General features: G+C 70.8%; 16 protein-coding genes, 2 tRNA genes and 1 pseudogene. 5 read left to right on the top strand and 14 right to left on the bottom strand.

Annotation, left to right across the window (positions count from 1 at the left end; all coding sequences use genetic code 11):
* Positions 1–119 precede the first annotated feature (119 nt).
* Positions 120–992, bottom strand: a complete 873-nt coding sequence (locus tag OG385_RS15935) for a DUF2797 domain-containing protein (RefSeq protein ID WP_266855321.1) — start codon at positions 990–992, stop codon at positions 120–122.
* Positions 993–1,122: 130 nt separating this feature from the next.
* A complete protein-coding gene (locus tag OG385_RS15930) occupies positions 1,123–2,070 on the bottom strand; it encodes a BRO family protein (protein WP_266855320.1) in 948 nt (315 codons plus the stop codon).
* 129 nt (positions 2,071–2,199) lie between these two features.
* On the opposite strand from OG385_RS15930, the gene OG385_RS15925 reads away from it, so the two are divergent.
* A complete protein-coding gene (locus tag OG385_RS15925) occupies positions 2,200–2,568 on the top strand; it encodes a nuclear transport factor 2 family protein (RefSeq protein ID WP_266855319.1) in 369 nt (122 codons plus the stop codon).
* Between the two features lie 94 nt (positions 2,569–2,662).
* Here OG385_RS15925 and OG385_RS15920 read toward each other — a convergent pair.
* Together OG385_RS15920 and OG385_RS15915 are read right to left on the bottom strand one after the other, a co-directional pair.
* A tRNA-Arg gene (locus OG385_RS15920) sits at positions 2,663–2,735 on the bottom strand.
* Between the two features lie 190 nt (positions 2,736–2,925).
* Positions 2,926–3,019: transfer RNA gene (locus OG385_RS15915), tRNA-Ser, on the bottom strand.
* Between the two features lie 215 nt (positions 3,020–3,234).
* Between OG385_RS15915 and OG385_RS15910 the strand changes: the two genes are divergently transcribed.
* Positions 3,235–3,738 carry an SSI family serine proteinase inhibitor gene (locus tag OG385_RS15910; RefSeq protein WP_266860909.1) on the top strand — a complete coding sequence of 168 codons (504 nt, stop codon included), beginning with the start codon at positions 3,235–3,237 and terminating at the stop codon, positions 3,736–3,738.
* 166 nt (positions 3,739–3,904) lie between these two features.
* Positions 3,905–8,065 (top strand): PAS domain-containing protein, encoded by a 4,161-nt coding sequence (locus OG385_RS15905; RefSeq protein WP_266855318.1) that lies wholly within the window; start codon positions 3,905–3,907, stop codon positions 8,063–8,065.
* Positions 8,066–8,249: 184 nt separating this feature from the next.
* Here the strand turns inward: OG385_RS15905 and OG385_RS15900 are convergent, their stop codons facing one another.
* From OG385_RS15900 to OG385_RS15860, 9 genes and pseudogenes are all read right to left on the bottom strand, one after another.
* The gene (locus tag OG385_RS15900; protein WP_266855317.1) at positions 8,250–9,899 is read right to left on the bottom strand and encodes a long-chain fatty acid--CoA ligase; all 1,650 of its coding nucleotides are present in this window, start codon (positions 9,897–9,899) and stop codon (positions 8,250–8,252) included.
* Between the two features lie 184 nt (positions 9,900–10,083).
* Positions 10,084–10,620: a SigE family RNA polymerase sigma factor gene (locus OG385_RS15895; protein ID WP_266855316.1), complete on the bottom strand. Its 537-nt coding sequence runs from the start codon at positions 10,618–10,620 to the stop codon at positions 10,084–10,086.
* 221 nt (positions 10,621–10,841) lie between these two features.
* Positions 10,842–11,729 (bottom strand): DUF1906 domain-containing protein, encoded by an 888-nt coding sequence (locus tag OG385_RS15890; protein ID WP_266855315.1) that lies wholly within the window; start codon positions 11,727–11,729, stop codon positions 10,842–10,844.
* Between the two features lie 297 nt (positions 11,730–12,026).
* A complete protein-coding gene (locus OG385_RS15885; RefSeq protein WP_266855314.1) occupies positions 12,027–13,193 on the bottom strand; it encodes a lipid-transfer protein in 1,167 nt (388 codons plus the stop codon).
* 230 nt (positions 13,194–13,423) lie between these two features.
* Positions 13,424–13,792 (bottom strand): annotated as a pseudogene (locus OG385_RS15880) (MaoC family dehydratase); the annotation flags it as partial.
* Positions 13,789–14,841 (bottom strand): acyl-CoA dehydrogenase family protein, encoded by a 1,053-nt coding sequence (locus tag OG385_RS15875; RefSeq protein ID WP_266855313.1) that lies wholly within the window; start codon positions 14,839–14,841, stop codon positions 13,789–13,791. The gene OG385_RS15875 and the pseudogene OG385_RS15880, both read right to left, overlap by 4 nt.
* Position 14,842: 1 nt before the next feature.
* Complete coding sequence (locus OG385_RS15870) at positions 14,843–15,763, bottom strand: bifunctional MaoC family dehydratase N-terminal/OB-fold nucleic acid binding domain-containing protein (RefSeq protein ID WP_266860907.1); 921 nt, start codon at positions 15,761–15,763, stop codon at positions 14,843–14,845.
* A gap of 68 nt (positions 15,764–15,831) precedes the next feature.
* Complete coding sequence (locus OG385_RS15865) at positions 15,832–17,013, bottom strand: acyl-CoA dehydrogenase family protein (RefSeq protein ID WP_266855312.1); 1,182 nt, start codon at positions 17,011–17,013, stop codon at positions 15,832–15,834.
* A gap of 220 nt (positions 17,014–17,233) precedes the next feature.
* Positions 17,234–17,539, bottom strand: a complete 306-nt coding sequence (locus OG385_RS15860) for a hypothetical protein (protein WP_266855311.1) — start codon at positions 17,537–17,539, stop codon at positions 17,234–17,236.
* A gap of 322 nt (positions 17,540–17,861) precedes the next feature.
* Here OG385_RS15860 and OG385_RS15855 point away from each other — a divergent pair, with 322 nt between their 5' ends.
* Entirely contained in the window at positions 17,862–18,740 is an 879-nt protein-coding gene (locus OG385_RS15855; protein WP_266855310.1) for a bifunctional DNA primase/polymerase, read from the top strand.
* Positions 18,741–19,041: 301 nt separating this feature from the next.
* On the opposite strand, the gene OG385_RS15850 is transcribed toward OG385_RS15855, so the two are convergent.
* The gene (locus OG385_RS15850; RefSeq protein ID WP_266855309.1) at positions 19,042–19,482 is read right to left on the bottom strand and encodes a DUF6344 domain-containing protein; all 441 of its coding nucleotides are present in this window, start codon (positions 19,480–19,482) and stop codon (positions 19,042–19,044) included.
* A gap of 219 nt (positions 19,483–19,701) precedes the next feature.
* On the opposite strand from OG385_RS15850, the gene OG385_RS15845 reads away from it, so the two are divergent.
* Positions 19,702–20,862, top strand: coding sequence for a phosphodiester glycosidase family protein (locus OG385_RS15845; RefSeq protein WP_266855308.1), 1,161 nt, complete (start codon positions 19,702–19,704; stop codon positions 20,860–20,862).
* Positions 20,863–20,946: the final 84 nt, after the last annotated feature.

The raw sequence follows: 20,946 nt of genomic DNA, 5'->3' as shown, positions 1-20,946 counted from the left end.
AACCACTACCTATCACACCACTCATACCCCGCCCATCCCACTCTCGGACACCTCATCGCACAACAACCACACGAGATCAGGCCACACGCAGAGAGGGCCACACGAGGGGGCACCCACCCTCAGAACAACCCAGGCTGCTCCACCTCCGGTTCCGCCGGGGCCACCCGCACCGGCACGGTCACCCCCGCACCGGGTTCCGCGCCCGTCAGCCCCCAGCCGGCCATCAACCGCGTATCGAGGACGATCACCGCACCGTCGTCCCCGGCGAGATGCAGGTCAGGCCCTGCGGCAGCCACCAGCCGCCCCGCGACGGCCCCGCCCGCCACGAGCTCGCTCACCACCCCCGCGGGGTCACCGAGTCCCGCCAGCCCGAACACCTCCCCGTGATCGGCCACTTCGCACACCAGCCGCTCCAGCGAATCCGGCCACCCGGCCAGCGCGACGGCCCGTGCGTGCACCGCACGTACCTCGGCCGCCCGCTCCTCCCGTCCGGGCAGCCGGGCCCGCACCGCCCGCTTGTCCGCGTACGGAATCCGGTCCGGCACACCCAGCGCCGTACGCAACAGCTCCTCGGTCCGCCGGGCCGCCATCAACGGCCCCCGCCCCAGCCAGCTGAAAGCCACCGCCCCCTGCTCCCTCAGCCGCGCCGGACCGCGCTCCTCCGCCGTGATCCCCACCTTGACCATCCCGGCCCCGAACCAGGCGAGGTAGACGCGGTAGACCCGGGGATCGTCGGCGATCGTGTCGGCCGCCACCGAGTGCGCCCGGTCGAGCCGCGCGCACTCCCCGCAGCGCGCCTGCGTACCGCGCCCCGGCACCCGCGCCCGCACCGGGCAGGCATGACCACGCGCCCCCACACACGTACGCTCCCCCGCCGCCTCGACCCGGAAGCCGACGTCGGTCCCGTACACCAGCGGACTGGCCCGCGCCCGCCCTTCCCACGCGAGCCGGGGGCCCTCGTCCCCCCACCGCAGCCCACCGGAACGCCACATGGTCCCGCGCCCCCTTCCCTGATCCGCCGGTGCGCGGACGGCGAATCCGCGTCACTCGCAGCATGACACCCACCACTGACAGTGGCCCCGAGCCCATACGGCGGAGGCGGCCCGCACACCTCGGAACGTCTCAGACAAGGACGTAGACCGGCGAACCGTCCGGAGCGCGCCCCGAGTGCCGTATGCATCCACGCCGCAGCAGATGCCGGACACAGTCCTGGACCCGGGCCGGGGACAGCCCGGTACGCGTGGCGATCTCCTCCGCGCTGCAGCGGGCAGCGCCCTCGACCAGACCGGGCGCCAGCACGGCAGCGACCGTACGGATGTCCTCGGTGATGACCAGGTTCCTGTCCTGCCAGCTCGCGAGCAGCTCCTGAGGCGTGCCGGCCGACACCGCAGCCGTGGCCCCACCCGGCTGCGCCCGCTCGGCAAGCCGGTCCAGCGAATCGGCGATCCGGTGGAAGGCCTGGGTCAGCAGATCCTGCCCCCGACTGACCTCACGCAGCAGCAGATGCCCCTCCGCCTCCCTGGCCGCACACGCCTCCTCAGCCCGGATGCTCCGCTCCTCCAGCCGCACGATCGCGTCGACGATCTCCTCCGGCATCACATAGGCGGTACGCAGATCGTCCCCTGGCTGAACGGGGGCCGGGACGAGTTCGTACGCACCATCACGCTGCACCGTGGCCACCACCTCGGCCACCCATCTCCTGAAGGGCGCACACTCGTGCTTCGTACAGCCGTTGACGAGTTGGACGAGCCCGGCGAGCGTCACCATCTTCATGGACTTCTTGAGGCCGTGACCAGCGATCCTGCGCGAAGCGTCTGTCCCATAGACACCTCTCGCAATATCACCGAGGCTCTGCCGGCAGTCCGGGGAGACATGCCACAGCAGAGCCTGCCGGGTGTTCGCATAGCCAAGATTCCCCGCAACATCCACCGCCGGAAACCAGTGCGCCCCATCGGGCAACGTCAACCGCCGCACCCGCGCGCCCGTGGCCGCGTACACGAAGTCGCCGACATCGACCGCGTCCCGAGCGTGGGCCATCGGCTCGTCCTCCGGCATGTCCTGCTCGCGCATCGAGCACCACCTCCGCCCCGGAACCTAGCCGTGGGCATATGCAACTCCCCCCGAAAGAAGGCAAGTTCACTCGATAGGCGACAGGAACCTCTGACTCCACAGCGGCCGGGCAGCTGCGACACTGCAAGCGTGACAGCGACGAAGACAACGGATACAGCTGCGGTGATCCACGAGCACGTGCGAGCCTTCAACGCCCGCGACCTCGACGCCCTCCTGGCAGGCTTCACCGAAGACGCCCTATGGGTTACCGGGACGACTGCTGTGCGAGGCCGTGCCGCGCTCGCCGAGTTCTTCCAGGACGCCATGCAGGGACTGCTTCCCACGCTGACGGTGCAGAGCCTCGTCACCGAGGGAAGCGAGGCCGCCTGCCAGCTGACCGAGACGCTGACGGTCCACGGTGACGAGCAGACCTTCTCCCTCGCTGGTTTCTACCTGCTCCACAACCGGCGGATCGCGTCGGCAAAGATCTACCGCGAAGGCAAGGCCGAGGTCGGCTGATACGAGTCCAACCGCTCGCCGCAGTCCGCACTCCACTGCTGCACGACAACGCCAGAGGCCCCCAGGATTTCTCCTGAGGGCCTCTGGCCTGCTGTGCACTCGGCAGGATTCGAACCTGCAACCTTCTGATCCGTAGTCAGATGCTCTATCCGTTAAGCTACGAGTGCTTGGCGTTCCGGGCTGTTTACTGCCCCGTCGGCGTTGCGAGAACAACATTACATGACCTGCGGCGTCAGGTGAAATCCATTGACCGCATCCCCGCTGAGCTGCGAAGACACACCCTCCTGCGCCCTTGTGGGCGCCGCCGCGGGACGACTGAAGCCCCGTCCATCACGGACGGGGCTTCAGTGATCCAGCTGGCGGAGGCGGAGGGATTTGAACCCTCGATGGGCCGTAAAACCCAAACCGCATTAGCAGTGCGGCGCCATAGACCGGACTAGGCGACGCCTCCAGCACACCGAACACAGTCGCGCGAGCGCGAAGTGGTGCGTGCAGATGATGACACAGCCTTGCGGGCCGTCACCAATCGCGGCCCACGGTACTAGGCCGCGGGGTGGCAGAGCAAAGTCGTTCGTGTCGCGCAACGCCCGGCGCGCAGGAGCGTTAGGGAGGCAGGGGCGCCGCCCCTGAGCCGTATCGAGGAGTTTTGTCATGAGGAGTTACGTCATGCTGCGCCGCCTCGCTCTCACCGCCGCCGCTGCCTGTCTTTCCGCGCTGGCCGCCGCCCCCGCCGCGACCGCCGCCCCCGCCGGTCCCGTCGCGGGCACCACCGCTCGTGCCATCACCCCGCTCCCCGCCCCCGGAGGACAGCCCGGTCACCGGCTTCCCGGGTCGCGGGTCCGCGACCGGCTCACCATCACCGTCGCCGATTCCGGCAGCCCCGCCGCCGACGGCACGCACCGCCTGTACTGCGCCCCCGCCGGGGGGACACACGCCTCGCCGCAGCAGGCCTGCGACCGGCTGGACCAGCTCGCCGCCGACCGGCGGACGCCGTTCGCGCCCGTTCCCGCCACCATGATGTGCACGATGCAGTACGGCGGCCCGGCCACCGCGCACATCACCGGGGTCTGGCGGGGACAGCCCGTCGACGCGACGTTCCGGCGTACCAACGGGTGCGAGATCTCCCGCTGGGGCGCCCTCGAACCCGTCCTTCCGCACACCGTCGGCTGAGGCCGGCCCAGCCGTTCTTCCACACAACCTTGGTGAGAGCCCCCCTCATCCGCCGCATGTCCGGAGCGCCTGCCTTTAGACTTCCAGCAGTGACACGCCATGGCCCGAGGGGCAAGATGGGCCGGGTTGTCAGCAAGGTGCAGTAGTTCAGGGAGGAAGCGTCGTCGTGAGCAGCAGGCCATCCCGAGGCGCTGCTCGCCTCGCAGCCATACTTGACGCCCTCCCGGACGGGCTGTTGCTCGTCAATTGCAACGGAACGGTCGTCAACGCCAACTCCATCGCCCTCGAAGCCTTTGAGACGCCGGGCACGGCGCTCGTCGGCCGGGGGTTGCTCGATCTGCTGCCGGAGTTCGACTCCCGGCTGATCCCGGGCTCGATGCGACGGCCCGAAGGCGCGGACGAGCAGGGCAGGACCAAACCGACGCGGATGCTCGCGCGGCGCACCGACGGCGCGGAGTTCCCCGTCGAGGTGACCAGCGCGAATCTGGAGGACGGCCGGGAGGCCTATGACTCCTACAGCGGCGGGTTCACCGGGGACGAGCTGCTGATGCTCGTCGTACGGGACCTGTCGGGTGCCGTCGACACCGAAGCCGAACTGGCGCGTTCGCAGCGGCAGACCGAGATGATTCTGCGCGCGGCGTCCGAGGGCGTCGTGGGGACCGACACCGACGGGCGCGTCGTGCTCGTCAACCCCTCCGTCGCGCAGATCCTCGGCTTCCGGGCGAGCGACCTCGGCGGCAAGGAACTGCACCCGCTGGTGCAGCACTCACGCGCCGACGGTGAGCCCTTCCCGTACGACGAGAGCGCCCTCGCCGACACGCTCAGGTCCGGGCGCAAGCACCGGGTGCGCGGGCAGGTGCTGTGGGCGAAGGACGGCAGCCCGGTGCCGGTCGACCTGACCACGGCGCCGGTCCGGGACGGCGAACAGCTCGTCGGCGCGGTGCTGACCTTCGCCGACCGCCGCCCGTACGAGAAGCAGGCGAAGCAGCACGCCGCCGAACTCCGGGCCAAGGACGAGCGGAACGCCGCCGCCGAGACGCGGCACACGGACGAGCTCGCCGCCCGGGACAAGCAGCACGCGGCCGAACTGGCGGCGCGGACGGAACAGTACGAGTCGCTCGAAGAGCGGCAGCAGCAGCTGACCGCGGTGCTCGGGGACGCCCTGCGCGGACCGCTGGAGGAGCTGCGGGCCGAGCTGGGCACGCTCGCCGCCGACCCGGCCGGCCAGCTGTGGCCCGAGGCCAACCAGATCCTGCACCATCTGGCCGCCGGTTACGCCCGGATGACCACGCTCGTCGACAGCGTGCTCGGCTTCCAGCGGCTCGCCGCGGGAACGGAGGAGCTGACCAGGACGAAGGTCATGGTCGACACCGTGGTGGCAGCGGGTGTGGAGGGTGCGGTCGAGCTGATCGGCCCCGGCCGGGTGCAGTTCGCGGTGCACGCGCCGCCCATAGAGGCCGAGGTCGACGGGGGGCGGCTGGCGACCGCTCTCGCGCATCTGATCGCCGATGTGGCCGGCGTCGACGCCACGGGCAAGGCGCGGGTCACACCGGGCGGCGCCTATGTGGACTCGACGATCGTGGTGGCCGCCGCGCAGCGCGGCAAGGTCGTACGGATCGAGGTGCGGGGGCCGTTCAGCGGCGGCGACCCGGTGCACGAACCGATCGTGCGCGGGATCGTCCGGGCGCACGACGGCGTGCTCCAGACCCATGAGGTGCCGGGGACGACCGGCAGTGCGTACGTTCTGGAGCTGCCTCTCGGGGGCGGTTCGGGGACGGTGGATCCGGCCGCCGCGGCGTCGGAGGCCGACGGTCCGGCGCCCGGCGCGACGAACCAGCCGAACGCCACATCGGGCGGCGGGCGGCGCCGGGGCAGGCGCTCGTCCACCGATGCCTTCCTGGAGGGCTCCGGCGGCGACGGGGGCACGAGCCCGGGAGACGCCACGGGTGCCGGTGCGCCGGAGCCGCCCACAGGGCGCCGCAGGGCGCGCCGTGGGGAAGCCGGTCACGCCGGTCCTGGTGCGGCGCCGGTACCTGCACCTGTTTCAGGAGCTGTTCCCGGAGCCGGTCCTGGAGCCGTTTCTCCGGCTGTTCCTGCGCCAATTCCTGCTCAGTCGTCGGCTCCTGCTCCGGGGAGCGGCGCCGCGGGTGCGGGCGGTACGGACGGGTCTGGCATGGGTGCTTCCGGCGCGGGTGGCCGGGGGCAGGGTGTGGCCGGTACCGCGGGCGGACCAGCCGCAGGCCGCCCCGGTCCGGCGATTCCCGCGCAGGAGAACGGCGCCGGTGACGGCGGGTCGGGCCGGAGGCGCGGACGTACGGAGCCGGCCGGTGGGGCCGCAGGTTCCGGCGGCGCGGTACCGCCAGGAGGGCTGCCGTCAGAGGGCTCCGTGGTGACCTCCGCCGAGAACGCCCGGGCGAACGCTCCCGGTGCGGGGCACCCGCAGCGCGGGGCGACCGTGCCTCCGCAGGGTGTACCGGCGGATGCGCCGGTGCCCACCGGACGGCGCGCCCGGCGCGCGGAGGGCGTGCGCGAGATCGAGAGCGCCCGCCCCGCCCTGGGGCCCGCGCCTGCCGCCCCGCAGCCGGGGGGCACAGCACCCGGCCAGCCGGGACAGACAGGGCAGACACAGGCAGGGCAGACACCGCCTCCCGGCCGCCGGGCGCGCCGGGCTCTGGCAACCGCTTCGGCCTCGGCGGCCGCGGAGGCCGAGCGCCCGCGTACGCCGTTCGCGCTTCCCCCCGCGGACGCCGACCGGGGGCAGGGGCACGGGCAGGTACAGGGGCAGCCGCAAGCGGCGCCGGTGCCGTCCGACGGTTCGATCGGTTCGACGGGCGCGACGGGTTCGCTCGGTGCGATCGGTTCGATGCCGGGCCGCCAGGACGCCGTACGGACGGCCGGTCACCCCGGCACCGACCCGCTCGCGCCGCAGCACCATCCGGGGGCGGACGAGGAGCTGCCGAAGGACGGCACGCTGTATGCGTCGCCCGAGGGCTGGGCCGCCGTCACCGAGCGGGCGACAGCCGACGAGGCCGCGGCCCAGCCGCTGCCCGCCGAGGAGCCGATGCTCGCGGACGGCGCACAGGGACGTGCCATAAGCGTGCGAACGCTCGGCCAGGGCGTGCCGTTCGCCGAACAGATCGCGGCACAGCAGAACCAGCCGCACTCGCTGGGTTCCGGCCGACGGCGCAAGCTCGCGGCCCCGCCGGAGGGCGAACGCCCCGAACCGGCGGCCCGGCCCCATCCGCAGACCGCCGGCGAGCAGGGCACACCGCAGCAGCCGAGCCATCACCTCCCGCAGGGCCACACGCCGCAGGGGGCGACAGAGCACGGGGCGAACCAGCAGGGCCAGATGTCCCCGTCGGCTCAAACGTCACAGCAGGCGCAGCTTCCTCAACAAGCGCAGGCCTCCCAGCAGGTCCCGCTTCCCCCGCAGGCTCAGGCCTCCCAGCAGGCTCAGCAGCGCCTCTCGCGCCAGTCGGAGGGCCGCTCGTACGCCATAGGCGCCCCCGACGAGGGGGCGGAGGGGCCCGAACCGCTGGACGGTCCCGGTGGCGCCGTGGAGGTGGCCAACCGGCCGCAGCCGCAGCCCGTCGACGACGAGTTGCCTCCCGAGCCGCTCGACAACCCGCGCCGGCTGCTCGTCTGGCCCGCGCCCGACGTCTCCACCCAGCAGGCCCTGAGCGACCGCGGCTACCGCCCGGTGATCGTGCACTCCCGGGAGGAGGTCGACGCCCAGATCGCCGCGTTCCCCGCAGCGCTCTTCGTCGACCCGCTGACCGGACCGATCACCCGTAAGGCGCTGCAGTCACTGCGCCAGGCGGCAGTGGCTGCCGAGGTGCCCGTCCTGGTGACGGCAGGGCTCGGGCAGGCGACACGGGAGGCGGCCTACGGGGCCGATCCGGCCGTCCTGCTGAAGGCGCTGGCCCCGCGCGACACCGAACAGCACCCGCCGCGCGTCCTGCTGATCGAGGAGCAGGAGGAGATCGCGCTCGCCCTGACGGAGACGCTGGAGCGGCGCGGGATGCAGGTGGCCCGGGCCGGCACGGACGCGGAGGCCGTCACGCTGGCCGCCCAGATGCGGCCGAACCTGGTGGTGATGGACCTGATGCAGGTACGCCGCCGACGCGCCGGGATCGTCGACTGGCTCCGCGCGAACGGGCAGCTCAACCGCACCCCGCTGGTGGTCTACACGTCGGCCGGGATGAATGCGTCCGAACTGTCCGGGCTCGCCTCGGGCGAGACCGTGCTGTTCCTGGCGGAACGCTCCACCAGCACCGAGGTACAGGGCCGGATCGTCGACCTGCTGGCGAAGATCGGCACCAACTGAAACGGAGCCGGCGCCAGCTCGCTCCGAGCCAGTTCGTTCTGGCCCGGCTCGTTCTGGCCCGGCTCGCTCCGGACCGGCCCTGATCATGTGGGACCGGATCAGGGCCGGTCCGCCGCCGTCCCCGCCCCCGCCGGACGGAGCGGGTGCGGGTGCGGGTGCCGGTGCCGGGATCAGGGATCGGGGATCAGAGCTGGGTCGTGTCCAACTCGCCGTCCGCGTACTGCCTCCTGAGCACCTTCTTGTCGAACTTCCCGACCGACGTCTTCGGCACGGACGGCACGATCGCCCACCGCTCGGGCAGCTGCCACTTGGCGAAGGACCGCGCGAGGAAGGCCCTGAGCTCCTCGTACCCGACGCTCTCGCCCTCCTTCAGCACGACCGTCGCGAGCGGCCGTTCGCCCCACTTCTCGTCCGGGACGGCAACCACCGCGGCCTCGGCGACCGCCGGATGCGCCATGATCGCGTTCTCCAGGTCGACACTCGAAATCCACTCCCCGCCGGACTTGATGACGTCCTTGGCGCGGTCGGTGAGCGTCAGGAAGCCGTCCTGGCTGATGACACCGACATCGCCGGTCTTCAGCCAGCCGTCGGCGCTGAACTTGTCGGCGGGCCGGAAGTTCTCGCCGCCCGCGCCGCCGTAGTACGCACCCGCGATCCAGGGCCCGCGCACCTCCAGCTCACCGGCCGACTCGCCGTCCCAGGGCAGGATGTCGCCGCCCGGACCGGCCAGACGCGCCTCGATGCCGACAGGAAAACGGCCCTGGGTGACGCGGTACGGCCACTCCTCCTCCGGGGTCAGCCCGGCGGGCGGGTTGGACGTCGTCCCCAGCGGCGAGGTCTCCGTCATGCCCCAGGCGTGGCAGAGCCGGACGCCCAGCTTGTCGTACGCCTCCATCAGCGCCGGCGGGCAGGCGGCGCCGCCGATGGTGACCCGCTTCATCGAGCTCAGATCCCGCGGATGGGCCGTCACCTCGGCCAGCAGCCCCTGCCAGATGGTGGGCACGGCCGCAGCGTGCGTCGGCTTCTCCTGCTCGATCATCTCGGCGAGCGGCGCGGGCTGCAGGAAACGGTCGGGCATGAGCATGTTGATGCCGGACATGAAGGTCGCGTGCGGCAGCCCCCAGGCATTGACGTGAAACTGCGGCACGACCACAAGTGTCGTGTCCTGATCCGTGAGCCCCATCGACTGGGCCGAGTTGACCTGCATGGAGTGCAGATAGACCGAACGGTGCGAGTAGACGACGCCCTTGGGCTCACCGGTGGTGCCCGAGGTGTAGCAGAGGGCGGCGGCCTGGCGTTCGTCGATTTCGGGCCAGTCGAACCGTGTCGGGCGGCCCGCGATCAGTTCCTCGTACTCGTGCACGGTCGCCGTGGCCCCGGCGAGCAGCGAGCGGTCCCCGGGGCCGCTCACCACCACGTGCTCGACGGTCGGCAGGTCCGGCAGCAGCGGTGCGAGCAGCGGCAGCAGGGAGCCGTTGACGATGATCACGCGGTCGGCCGCGTGGTTGACGATCCAGATCAGCTGCTCGGCGGGGAGCCGGATGTTGAGGGTGTGCAGAACGGCACCCATGGAGGGAACGGCGAAGTACGCCTCGACATGCTCGGCGTTGTTCCACATGAGCGTTCCGACCCGCTGGTCGCCGTCGATCCCCAGCTCGTCGCGGAGCGCGTTGGCGAGCTGTACGGCACGTACGCCGGTCTCGGCGAAGGTGCGGCGCTGCGGCGCGTCGGCGTCGCCGGTCCAGGTGGTGATCCGGGAGGCCCCGTGCACCAGCGTTCCGTGGACGAGAATGCGGGTCACTGTCAGCGGTACGTCCTGCATCGTGCTCAGCACGGCGTCCTCCTGGTGGGGCAGCGTTGCCTACGCATGGGTAATGTGCCGCAATTCTGCGCACATACCAAGCGGTATGTCACTACCCGTCCTCAGGAAATCCACCGACGCCTCCCGCTCCGGCTCCCGTACCGCTTCCCGTACCGCCGTGTCCTGTCCCGCCCTGCCCTGCGTGGGAGTGCGCCGGTCAGTGGGCGAGGGACAGCTCAGGGTCCTCGCGCAGTTTGCCGAGGGCGCGGGAGACCGCGCTTTTGACCGTACCGACCGAGACCCCGAGCACCTCGGCGGTCTGCTGCTCGCTGAGATCCTCGTAGTAACGGAGCACCAGCATGGCCCGCTGCCGGTCGGGGAGCTTCATCACCGCGTGCCACATCGCATCGCGCAGCGCCTGCTGCTCGGCCGCATCGGGCGCGGGCTCGGTCTCCGGCTCGGGCAGGTCGTCGCAGACGAACTCGTCGACCTTGCGCTTGCGCCACTGCGACGTACGGGTGTTCACCAGCGCCCGCCGGACATAACCGTCCAGGGCGCCATGGTCCTCGATCCGTTCCCACGCGACGTAGGTCTTGGTCAGCGCGGTCTGGAGCAGATCCTCGGCATCACTCGGATTGGCAGTCAGCGAACGGGCGGTACGCAGCAGAACGGGCCCCCGGGCCCGCATGTAGGTGGCGAACGACGAGTACGGCGTCGCCACCTTCGCTGCGTTGGTACAGACTGGCGTGGTCATAGCTCCACGCTAGGAGCCGAACCCCCTTGAGCAGATCGCCCAGAGGTGCCGAAGGCGAATCCCCCTCAGGTTGTAGGAGTGGTGGTACCCCCACCTCCTGAAGGTGGAGGGCGCCCATCCCCTCGTCGGGGTTCCGGTGCTGGACCGGGGAAGGGTCCCTGGACGATTCCGGAAGATTCCGGGGAGGGCGCCAGGAGGGGCGGTCCGGTCCGGCACGTTCGCTAGTCGGCGATCCGGGCCACCGGGGCGTCTACGCGGTTCCGGTCGATGCTGAGCTCGTAACCGCCGTGCTCCTCCGTCACATCGCCCGCGTACTGGTGGATCCGCAGATGCGGCGACCAGTCCTGGCTCCGCAGGGACGGCTCCCCGGTCACCGAGGGCTGGTCGTTCCAGCGGGCGAACCACATCACCGATGGCAGGTCCGACGTACCCGCCCTGCGCTCCGCGCCGAGCTGCTCCACTCCGGAGTCCGCGCTGCTGTAGAAGCCGGAGACGTATCCGAGGCGCTCCACCTCGCGGTCCCAGGAACGGATGAAGGAGAGCGTGGTGGCGGCGCAGTCGCTGTCGCCCTGGTCGTATGCCTCCATGTCCAGATAGAGCGGTGAGCCCTTCACCATGCCGAGCGCTCGGGCCCGCTCGACCGCTTCGTTCGCCTCATCCGCTCCCTGGCCGGCCGGGTCGTCGTCGCTCATCATGACCTTCCGTTTGCCCTCGGCCGCCACACACGGCGACTGCGAGCCGACGAACACCGGCAGGACCTTCCATCCCATCCCGTACACGCTGGACACCCAATCCTTGCTGAGCTCGGGCTGGTTCGGGCAGCCCCGGCCCCGGCCGCCGTAGTAGACACCGATGCTCCGGTACCGGGACGACTTCCAGGCACGCATCGTCTCCAGGGACGGGGTGACACAGGTGTCGAACCCCCAGCCGTCGAACCGGTCGGTGTCAGCGGCGGCGACCGACGCCGGTGTTACGGCGCCAGCCTTGCCCGCACCTGCCCTGCCGGCACCTGCGTCTCCGGCGCCTGTTTCCCCGGCGGCTGATTCTCCGACGCCTGCTTCTCCGGACGCGCTGGCCTGCGCCTCACCGGCCCCCTGAGTGCCGGGCACCGGGTCCGCCCCGGTACTGGTCGGGGCAGCAGCCCCCGTATTGATCTGCGAACCGGTCTCTGCGCTACCGGTCTGTGCACCACCGGCCTGGGCGCCACCAATCTGGGCACCAGTTGCTCTACCGGCCTGCGTTCCGGGCGGGGGGGCCGTGACGTCCGGTGCGGCGTCGGCGGCCGGAGACCCGAGCGCCAGGAGGACAGCCGCGCCCAGAAGATGGGACAAGAACATCTTTTGTCGTTGCATAGGGCGCAGTGAACGGCCCGCCGGGCCGCACCACCCAGTGCCCACGCCGCAGTGTCAGCCGTCCGTGCCGAGGATGAGCCCGGATGTGGGTACGCCGGTACCCGCGGTGACGAGGGTCGTGGCCGCCCCGGGTATCTGGTTCACCGATGTGCCACGCACCTGCCGTACGGCTTCCGCTATGCCGTTCATGCCGTGCAGATACGCCTCCCCCAGCTGGCCCCCATGAGTGTTCAGCGGAAGCGCGTCCTCCGCGACGAAGGCCGCTGCTTCACCCGGCTTGCAGAAGCCGAACTCCTCCAGTTGCATCAGCACGAACGGAGTGAAGTGGTCGTAGAGGATGCCCACATCGATGTCGGACGGCCGCAGCCCTGAGGTCTGCCAGAGCTGCCGGGCCACCACGTTCATCTCGGGCAGCCCGCTGAGATCGTCCCGGTAGAAACTGGTCATCTGCTCCTGTGCCCGGCCCGCTCCCTGCGCCGCGGCCACGATCACCGCCGGCGGACGGCGCAGATCACGGGCGCGCTCGGCGCTGGTGACCACGATCGCCTGCCCCCCGTCGGTCTCCTGGCAGCAGTCGAGCAGCCGCAACGGGTCCACGATCCACCGTGAGGCGGCGTGATCGGCGAGGGTGATCGGCTTCTCGTAGAAGTACGCCGCCGGATTGCGCGCCGCATACCGGCGGTCGGTCACCGCGACATGGCCGAACACCTCGGACGAGAGGCCGTACGTGTGCAGATACCGCTGGGCGGCCATCGCTACCCAGGATGCCGGTGTGAGCAGCCCGAACGGCAGCGCCCAGCCCAGCGCGGCTCCCTCGGCCGACGGCTCCCTGTGCTGGACCCCCGAGCCGAACCGCCGCCCGGAGCGCTCGTTGAACGCCCGGTAACAGACGACCACGTCGGCCACTCCCGCAGCGACGGCGAGTGCGGCCTGCTGCACGGTGGCACAGGCGGCACCGCCTCCGTAGTGGATGCGGGAGAAGAAGGAGAGCTCCCCGATCCCGGCCGCCTGGGCGACCGTGATCTCGGGGCTGGTGTCCATGGTGAAGGTGACCAGACCGTCCACGTCGGCCGGGGTGAGTCCCGCGTCGTCGAGGGCTGCGCGGACCGCTTCCACGGCGAGTTTGAGCTCGCTGCGCCCGGAGTCCTTGGAGAACTCGGTCGCCCCGATCCCGGCGATGGCAGCCTTCCCACCGAGCGAGTCGCCCCTGCGCCTGCTCATGCGGCCACCCCGCTCCCGGATTCCGCACCTGAGCCGGCGCGGGTGCCGGAGTCGGAGCGGGTGCCGGAGTCGGAGCGGGCGCCGGAGTCGGAGCGGGCACCGGAGTCGGAGCGGGCACCGGTGCCGGACCCGGAGCGGGTCCCGGAGCCGGTGTGCACGGCATCGTCCGCAACCGCAACCGCAACGGGGTCGGCCTCCGCATCCACGCCCCCCTCCGCGCCCTGAGCCGTGACTGTCACGCTGCCCGTGACGTGGCGGCCCTTCCCGTTGGTGCCGGTGATCCGGACCTCCGCGTCGTCCCCCTCGACCGCGGTGACCGTGCCCGTCAACACCATCGTGTCTCCCGGATAGTTGGGAGCCCCGAGCCGGATCGCGACCTTGCGCAGTCTGTATCCGGGGCCGAAGTAGTCGGTGACGAATCTGCCGACCAGCCCATTGGTCGTCAGGATGTTCATGAAGATGTCGGGGGAGCCCTTCTCCTTGGCGGCCTCGGCATCGTGATGCACGTCCTGGTAGTCGCGGGAGGCAACGGCGCCCGCGACGATCAGAGTGCGGGTGATCGGGATCTCCAACGGCGCCAGTTCATCGCCGACTCTCATACCGGCTCCTCCATCTCTGCGGTTCCCGCATCGCCGTCCGCGAGCAACGTGCCCAACTCGTCCAGCACTTCGCTGCCGCAGCCCAGATACGCGTCCAGCTGCCGCCCCCAGAGAAAGTGCCGGTGCACGGGGTGGTCGAGGTCGGAGCCCAGCCCGCCGTGCAGATGCTGGCCCGCGTGCACGACCCGCTTGCCCGCCTCCGACGCCCACCACGCCGCGGTGAGCGCATGGGTGGCGAACGGCAGTCCCTCGTCGTGCCGCCAAGCCGCCTCGTACGCCGTGACCCGTATCGCCTCGGTGTCCATGTATGCGTCCGCCGCCCGCAGCAGCACTCCCTGGTTGGTGGAGAGCGGCCGCCCGAACTGCTCACGCTCCGAGGTGTACGAGACGGCGCGCGCGAGCGAACCCGCGCACACACCGGCCTGGAGCCCCGCGAACGCGATCCGCGCCACAGCCAGCACCTGCTGGTACGCACCCGGGCCGCCCAGCGCCTCGGCCGGTGTCCCGGACAGGGTCAGCCGCCCTCCCGACCAGGGCGCGGTGCTCTCCACCGGCTCCGTCCGCGCGTCCGCCACCCGTACCAGCCAGAGCCCGAGGTCCTGGTCGACGACCAGCACCAACGTGGCGTCCCGCAGCCACGGCACGAACGGCACACTCCCGCTCAGCCTCCCGTCCGCGTCGGCCCGTACGCCTCCCCGCGCCGGGAGCGCACCTGTCGCGACCACCGTCCCCTCCCGCAGCGCGGGCAGCAGCCTCGCGCGCTGCTCGGCCGTGCCATGGGCGGCCACCGCCAGCAGCCCGTACACACAGGTCGCGGTGTAGGGGACCTGGGCCGTGGTCCGTCCCTGCTCCTCCAGGAGCAGCACCAGACCGAGCAGCCCCGTCTCCTCGACCGCCGCCACCAGCCCCGCCGCGCCCAGCGCCTTCCACAACCCGGCGTCCGTCCCGGTGCCGGCCTCCGTCAGCCGCTCGTGTGTGGAGAGGTCCGCGAAGATATGTGCGGCCAGGTCCCTCGCGGCTTCCTGCTCCTCCGTCGGTGTGAACTCCATGTCAGCCCCCGCTTCCCCTGAACACCGGCAGCTCCAGGTCCTCGTCCACGCGGAGGAACTCCAGGCTCACCGGCAGACCGACCCGCACCTTGTCGTACGGCACCCCGATCACATTGCTCACCATGCGCACTCCCTCGGCCAGCTCGATCAGGCCCACCGCATAGGGCGGGTCGAAGGCCGGAAAGGCGGGATGGTGCATGACCACATACGAATAGACCGTCCCGGCTCCGCTCGCCGCGACCGTGTCCCACTCGGGCGATCCGCACGCGTTGCAGCCCGGCAGCCAGGGGAACCGCAGCGCCGAACAGGACGTGCACCGCTGGATCAGCAGCTGATGCCGGGCCACTCCGTCCCAGAACCCGGCGTTGTCCCGGTTGACCACCGGGCGCGGTCGCCTCGCCCCCGGCCTCCCGACCTCGGCCGCCCGCGCGCCCGTCCCCCCGGCCGGTGTCTTCGTCCTCGCCCCAGGTGCGTACTTGAGGATCCGGAACCGATGCGTCCCCGCCAGCTCGCCCCCGCCCCTGACGTCCATCCGTGTGGTGACGAAATACCCGGTCCCCAGCGCGGTCTTCTTGCGCTCCGAGACCGACTCGATCACCGCGTCGAAGGTGATCCGGTCGCCGGGACGCAGATCCCGCAGATACTCCTGCTCGCAGTCGGTCGCGACGACCGCCGTGCACCCCGCGCCGTCCAGCAGGGCGAACAGCTCGTCGTAAGCGGCGGTCCTGCCCGTGTGCCCGGAGAGCCCGCCCATCGTCCAGGCCTGGAGCATGGTCGGCGGAGCGACGGCCGGATAGGCCGGGTTCGCGTCCCCCATCGCCTCGCACCAGTGCCTGATCATCGGCTCGTTGACGGTGTCCTTGCCCACCCCCGAGGTCGCGGCGGGGCGCCCCTCGTAGGCCTTCAACTGCTCGTACAGCAGATCCTTCCCGCTCGGCTCGTCACCATTGACCGCCCCATCACCGACCGTGTCCCTCACCACCTCACCGCTCACCTCTTCCGGCTCCTCATCCCGAGTCGCATCGTCGCGACGATCTCCCGCTGCACCTCGCTCACCCCGCCCCCGAACGTGTTGATCTGCGCGGCCCGGTTCATGCGCTCCAGCTCCCCGTCCCCGAAAGCCCCCGGAGCCCCCGCCCGGATCAACGCCGTCTCCCCCGCAATTTCCTGACACATTCGATACACCTCTACGGCGCTTTCGGTTCCCAGAAACTTGACCCCACTCGCATCACCCGGTGCGAGAGTCCCGGCCCCGACGTCCCCGACCAGCCGCCAGTTGAGCAATCTGACCGCCGCGAGCCGGGCGTGCACCTCCGCGAGCCGCGCCCTGACCCACGCGCGGTCGGCCGGTCGTGCGCCGGTGTCCGGGTCGGGTGTGCGGGCGTACGCCAGGACCTCCGCGTAGGCGTCCTCCGCCTGCATTCCGATCGCGGCCAGCGCCACCCGCTCATGGTTGAGCTGGTTGGTGATCAGCTTCCAGCCGGCGTTCTCGGCACCTACCAGGTTCCCCGCAGGCACCCGGATCCCGTCGTAGTACGTGGCGGTCGTGGTCTGCCCGCCCACCGTCTCGATCGGGGTCCAGGAGAAGCCGGGGGCGTCGGTCGGCACCAGGATGATCGAGATGCCGCGATGCTTGGGCGCATCCGGATCGGTCCGGCAGGCGAGCCAGATCCAGTCGGCGTTCTGGGCGTTGGACGTGAAGATCTTCTGGCCGTCGATCACCCATGTGTCGCCGTCCCGCACCGCGCGCGTGCGCAGCGAGGCGAGATCGGTGCCGGCCGACGGCTCGCTGTAGCCGATCGCGAAGACGACGTCGCCGGTCAGGATGCGCGGCAGGAAGTAATCCTTCTGCTCAGGCGTCCCGTACTTCATCAGGGTCGGCCCGACGGTGTTCAGTGTGACCATCGAGACGGGCGCGCCCGCGCGGTACGCCTCGTCGAAGAAGACGAACTGCTCATCGGGCCCGCGCCCCTTGCCTCCGTACTCGACGGGCCAGCCGAGCCCCAGCATTCCGTCGGCGCCGATGCGCCGCAGCAGCGCCCGCTGTTCCGCAGGGCGTGCGCCGGCGCCCGGAGGGGAGTCGCCGCCAGGCCCCTGGCGCATCACTTCACTGAAATAGGAACGGAGTTCGGCGCGGAGTTCCAACTGCCGTTCCGTAGGGGCGAGGTGCACGTCGGCGGCCTCCCGGGCATCCGGATCAGGGTTTCTGACTGTCCGTCAGATACCTGTCCGGTGTCAACCCCGGAGCCCGACCGCAACTGCCGCCGCAGCACGCGCAAAACAGTCCGGGCGGCGATGCCTCAGCACCGTCGCCCGGACCGTCATTCACCCCTGCAGTACTCGTGCGGTTCCCGCACGGCCCCCACGATCCCGCCCCCCATCGGGCCGTATGTCACCAGAGCCGGGTGAAGTTCACCGTGTAGTGGGCCTGGTCGATCGACGTGAACGCCGAACCGTTCACACTGGCCGTGCTGTTCTGGTTCGACGCGCCGGAGCCGGTGGCGACCTGCTGCGTGGTGGTCGAGTTGCCGTTGTTGTTGTGCCCGACGCCACTGCCGACGACCCCGGCAACACTGGCGTTGGATCCGCTGCCCGCGATGGCGCCGTTGTCCGCGGTTGCCACACCCGTGAAGAGGGCCGCTGCCAGCGGCAGGGCGGCGACGGCGGCAAGGACGCGAACGGTACGGATGTGTGCCATGTCATTTCCTCCAGGAACCAGAAGTGCGGCTGTTTCCGGGGCAGTTGGCCGACCGCCCCGGTGAAGTGATTCACGACTGTCGCGAGATCAGAGTTGCCCACGAGACCCCCGCTGAACCAGCCTGGAAGACCTGATTCCCTCGCAAGCGTGACGTTAAGTCGATAAACCCCCATCACGTCACGAACCTGCGCAACGGCCGCCCACCACGCTCAGAACCCGGGCACCCCAGGAGGTGAAGCGTTCCTGCACTTCTTCCGGACGGGGCGCGAAAGAGCTTTCCGCCCCACTTTCCTGATTCGAACGCTTGAACGATAATGAACGCATGGCCGCCACCGACAGGCACTCCGCCACCCTGGCCCTCGCCCACGCGCTCTCCGCCGCCGAGCTCGGACTCCCCGTCATCCCCCTGTCCCGCACCAAGCTCCCGGCGATCCCCTCGCCGCACCACGGGGAGGCCGACCCGGTCCGCTGCCGCGGCGCCTGCGGCCGTGCGGGTCACGGCGTCCACGACGCCACGGCCGACCCCGCAGCCGTGCGCGCGCTGTTCGCCGCCGCCCCCTGGGCCACCGGCTACGGCATCGCTTGCGGCCGGCCGCCGCACCATCTGATCGGCATCGACCTCGACACCAAGGCGGAGACCGACTCCACAGCCGCTCTGCAACGCCTCGCACTCAAGCATCTGTTCACGATCCCGGAGACCGTCACCGTGCTCACCCCGAGCGGCGGCAGCCACCTCTGGCTGACCGGACCACCCGACAGGGCCGTCCCCAACTCGGTGAGCCGGCTCGCTCCCGGCATCGACGTCCGGGGCGCCGGCGGCTATCTCGTGGGGCCCGGTTCACTCACGGCCCACGGGGTCTACCGCCTCGCGCCCGGCACGGCACATCTCGCGCCCGCGCCCTGTCCTCGTGCTCTGCTCCGTCTGCTCACGCCTCCTGCGCGTTCCCCGCACTCAACCGGCCGGCCCGCTCAAGGCCATGGCCTGGTGCACTTCGTACTCGCCGCCCATGAGGGACAGCGCAACACCCGTCTGTTCTGGGCTGCCTGCCGCGCCTACGAGAACGGTTTCGGCGACCAACTCGCCGACCGGCTCACCCGTGCGGCTGTCCGTACCGGACTCACCGAGCATGAAGCCCGTGCCACCATCGCCTCGGCAGCCCGCCTGACGATGCCCGCACCGCGATCGGTGCGGTCTGTCTGACCTGTGCGGTCTTCTCTGATCTGTTCGGCCTGCCTGATCTGCGCGGCCAACCTGTTCCGTACGGCCTTCGCGATCCGTGCGGTCCGTGCGGTCCGTGCGGTCCGGCAGCCTGTGCGGCCTGTGTGACCTGCGCGGCCTGTGTGACCTCGGCCCGTGTGATCTGTGCGGCCTGCGTGACCTGCGTGATCAGTACGGACTCTGTCATCAGTGCAGCCTCCGCCATCAGCGCGGCCTTCGTGTCGATCCGTGCGGTCCCGGCAGCCTGTGCGGCTCGGTCGGACCCACAGCATCGGTTGCACGATCAGGCCGGCTGAAGAACCGCTTCGCCGACCGCCGCGTCCGTGACCGCGTCGTCCGACGAAGTGTCGGTGTCGAGCGGGAGGTGCCGCGTGCTGGGCGTGGATCCGTGTGCTTCTGCCCGGATGCGCTGCTTGATGGTCGGGGGCAGCGCACGGTCCTTGGGCAGCGCCCACCAGGCGACCTGTGCCGGTTCGACGGTGACCGGCGCCGGTGCGGGCGTCGGCGCGGGTGCCGGCTCTGCGGCCTCCGGAGCCGTTCGTACGGCCGGAACACCCGTCGTACGGACGGTGCGGCCCGCCAGGTCGGCGGGAACCGGGGTGGGGGCCCCGGAAGGGACGGCAGCGGTGGTCGCGCGAGCCGAAGTGGAGAATCCGAGCATCGCGACGAGCGCGAAGAACGCGGTGGTGAAGGCGGCCCACACCTTCTTGGCCTGGCTGGTCATGACGACCCCTCATTTCTGTGATCCGAAGCGTTTTTACGGTGGGACGTTCTACGTACTTTTCACATGATGCGGATGGGCTCCGGACAGACAGGGACCAACGCACAGGAAGTGGTGTTCTTCGGATGAACACCACCCGGTTGGCCCCTCCCGACTGGGCGGATTTCCGCTGACGGGTTCCGATGGAACGTCAGATGCGTGTGTGTCAGGTGAAGGAGCGTCATGTCACAGGCAACGGATCCCGGCCCCCGGAAGCGCCGCCTGCGCCCCCGCAGGAAGGCCACCCGTGCGGTGCTCGCGGCCCTCCTGGTCTGCGTCGGAGCCCTCGGCTGGTCCGTGAGTGGCGCCCTGACCTACCCGGGCGACGACAGCACGGCGGCACGGCTCGCGGGCTGGGCCCGCGAGCACTCTCTGGGCGTTGTGGTCGACAAGCTGGAGAACATCAGGTACGACCTCGACCCACCGAAGGTCGGCGGCGCCCTGTCGGCCGACGCCCAGGCCCGCATGAACCAGACCGCGGCCGCCCAGGCGCCACCGCGCGGCGCCCACCCCGAAGTACCACTGCGCACCCCGATGCGCCCCCTCGTCTCACCGGCGCTCAAGGGCGAGGGCGTTTACCGCACGCTGGTCAGCGACAGCAAGGGGCGGCCGATCGTGCAGGGGACGTACGTACGGCCGGACGCGGAGCACACGTCGTACGAGGCCGCCGTCGCCTGGATCAGCACCGCGCACGCGCGCTTCCAGCTCCACCCGGGTGTACGGGAGCCCGGCGGCACCTTCTCGGTGCCGCCGAACATCCCCAAGGGCCGGCGCACCGGGCTGATCGCCACCTGGAACGGCGGCTTCAAGATCACCGATGGCGGCTCCAACGGCGGCTTCTACCTCAACGGCCGTACCGCCGGATCGCTCCGCGACGGCGCCGCTTCCGAGGTCTTCTACCGCGACGGCTCGATCAAGATCGGCGTCTGGGGCCGCGACGTGCGGATGACACCGGACGTCGTCGGCGTACGCCAGTGCCTGGAGCTGATGGTCGACGGCGGGAAGGTCGTCCCGGACATCGACAGCGACTCCAAGTGGGGCGCCACCGACCAGAGCAAGATGTTCGTGGAGCGCTCGGGTGTGGGCGTCACCGCCAAGGGCGACGTCATCATGGTGGTCGGCCAGGCGCTGACCGCCCACACGCTCGCGGACCTGATGCAGCGCGCCGGCGCCGTACGCGCGATGCCGCTCGACATGAACCGCGCCTGGCCGTCCTTCATGAGCTACGACGGCAAGGCCGACCCCGCCAACCCGAAGCCGACGAACATCCTCGACTTCGAGAACCCGCCGGAGCGCTACTACAACCAGGCGACGCGGGACTTCGTGGCGGTGTACTCGCGCTGAGCGGGGGGAGGGGAAAGCGCGCCGGCGCAGGGGGAAGGCGCGCGCCCGGTTCACGCACGGACCGGCGGCCGGGCGGCGCGAACC

The organism is Streptomyces sp. NBC_01306, assembly GCF_026340465.1.
In the GTDB taxonomy this organism is placed as follows: domain Bacteria; phylum Actinomycetota; class Actinomycetes; order Streptomycetales; family Streptomycetaceae; genus Streptomyces.
Note: the sequence above shows the minus strand (reverse complement) of the source record. Positions and strands in the feature narration are given on the sequence as shown.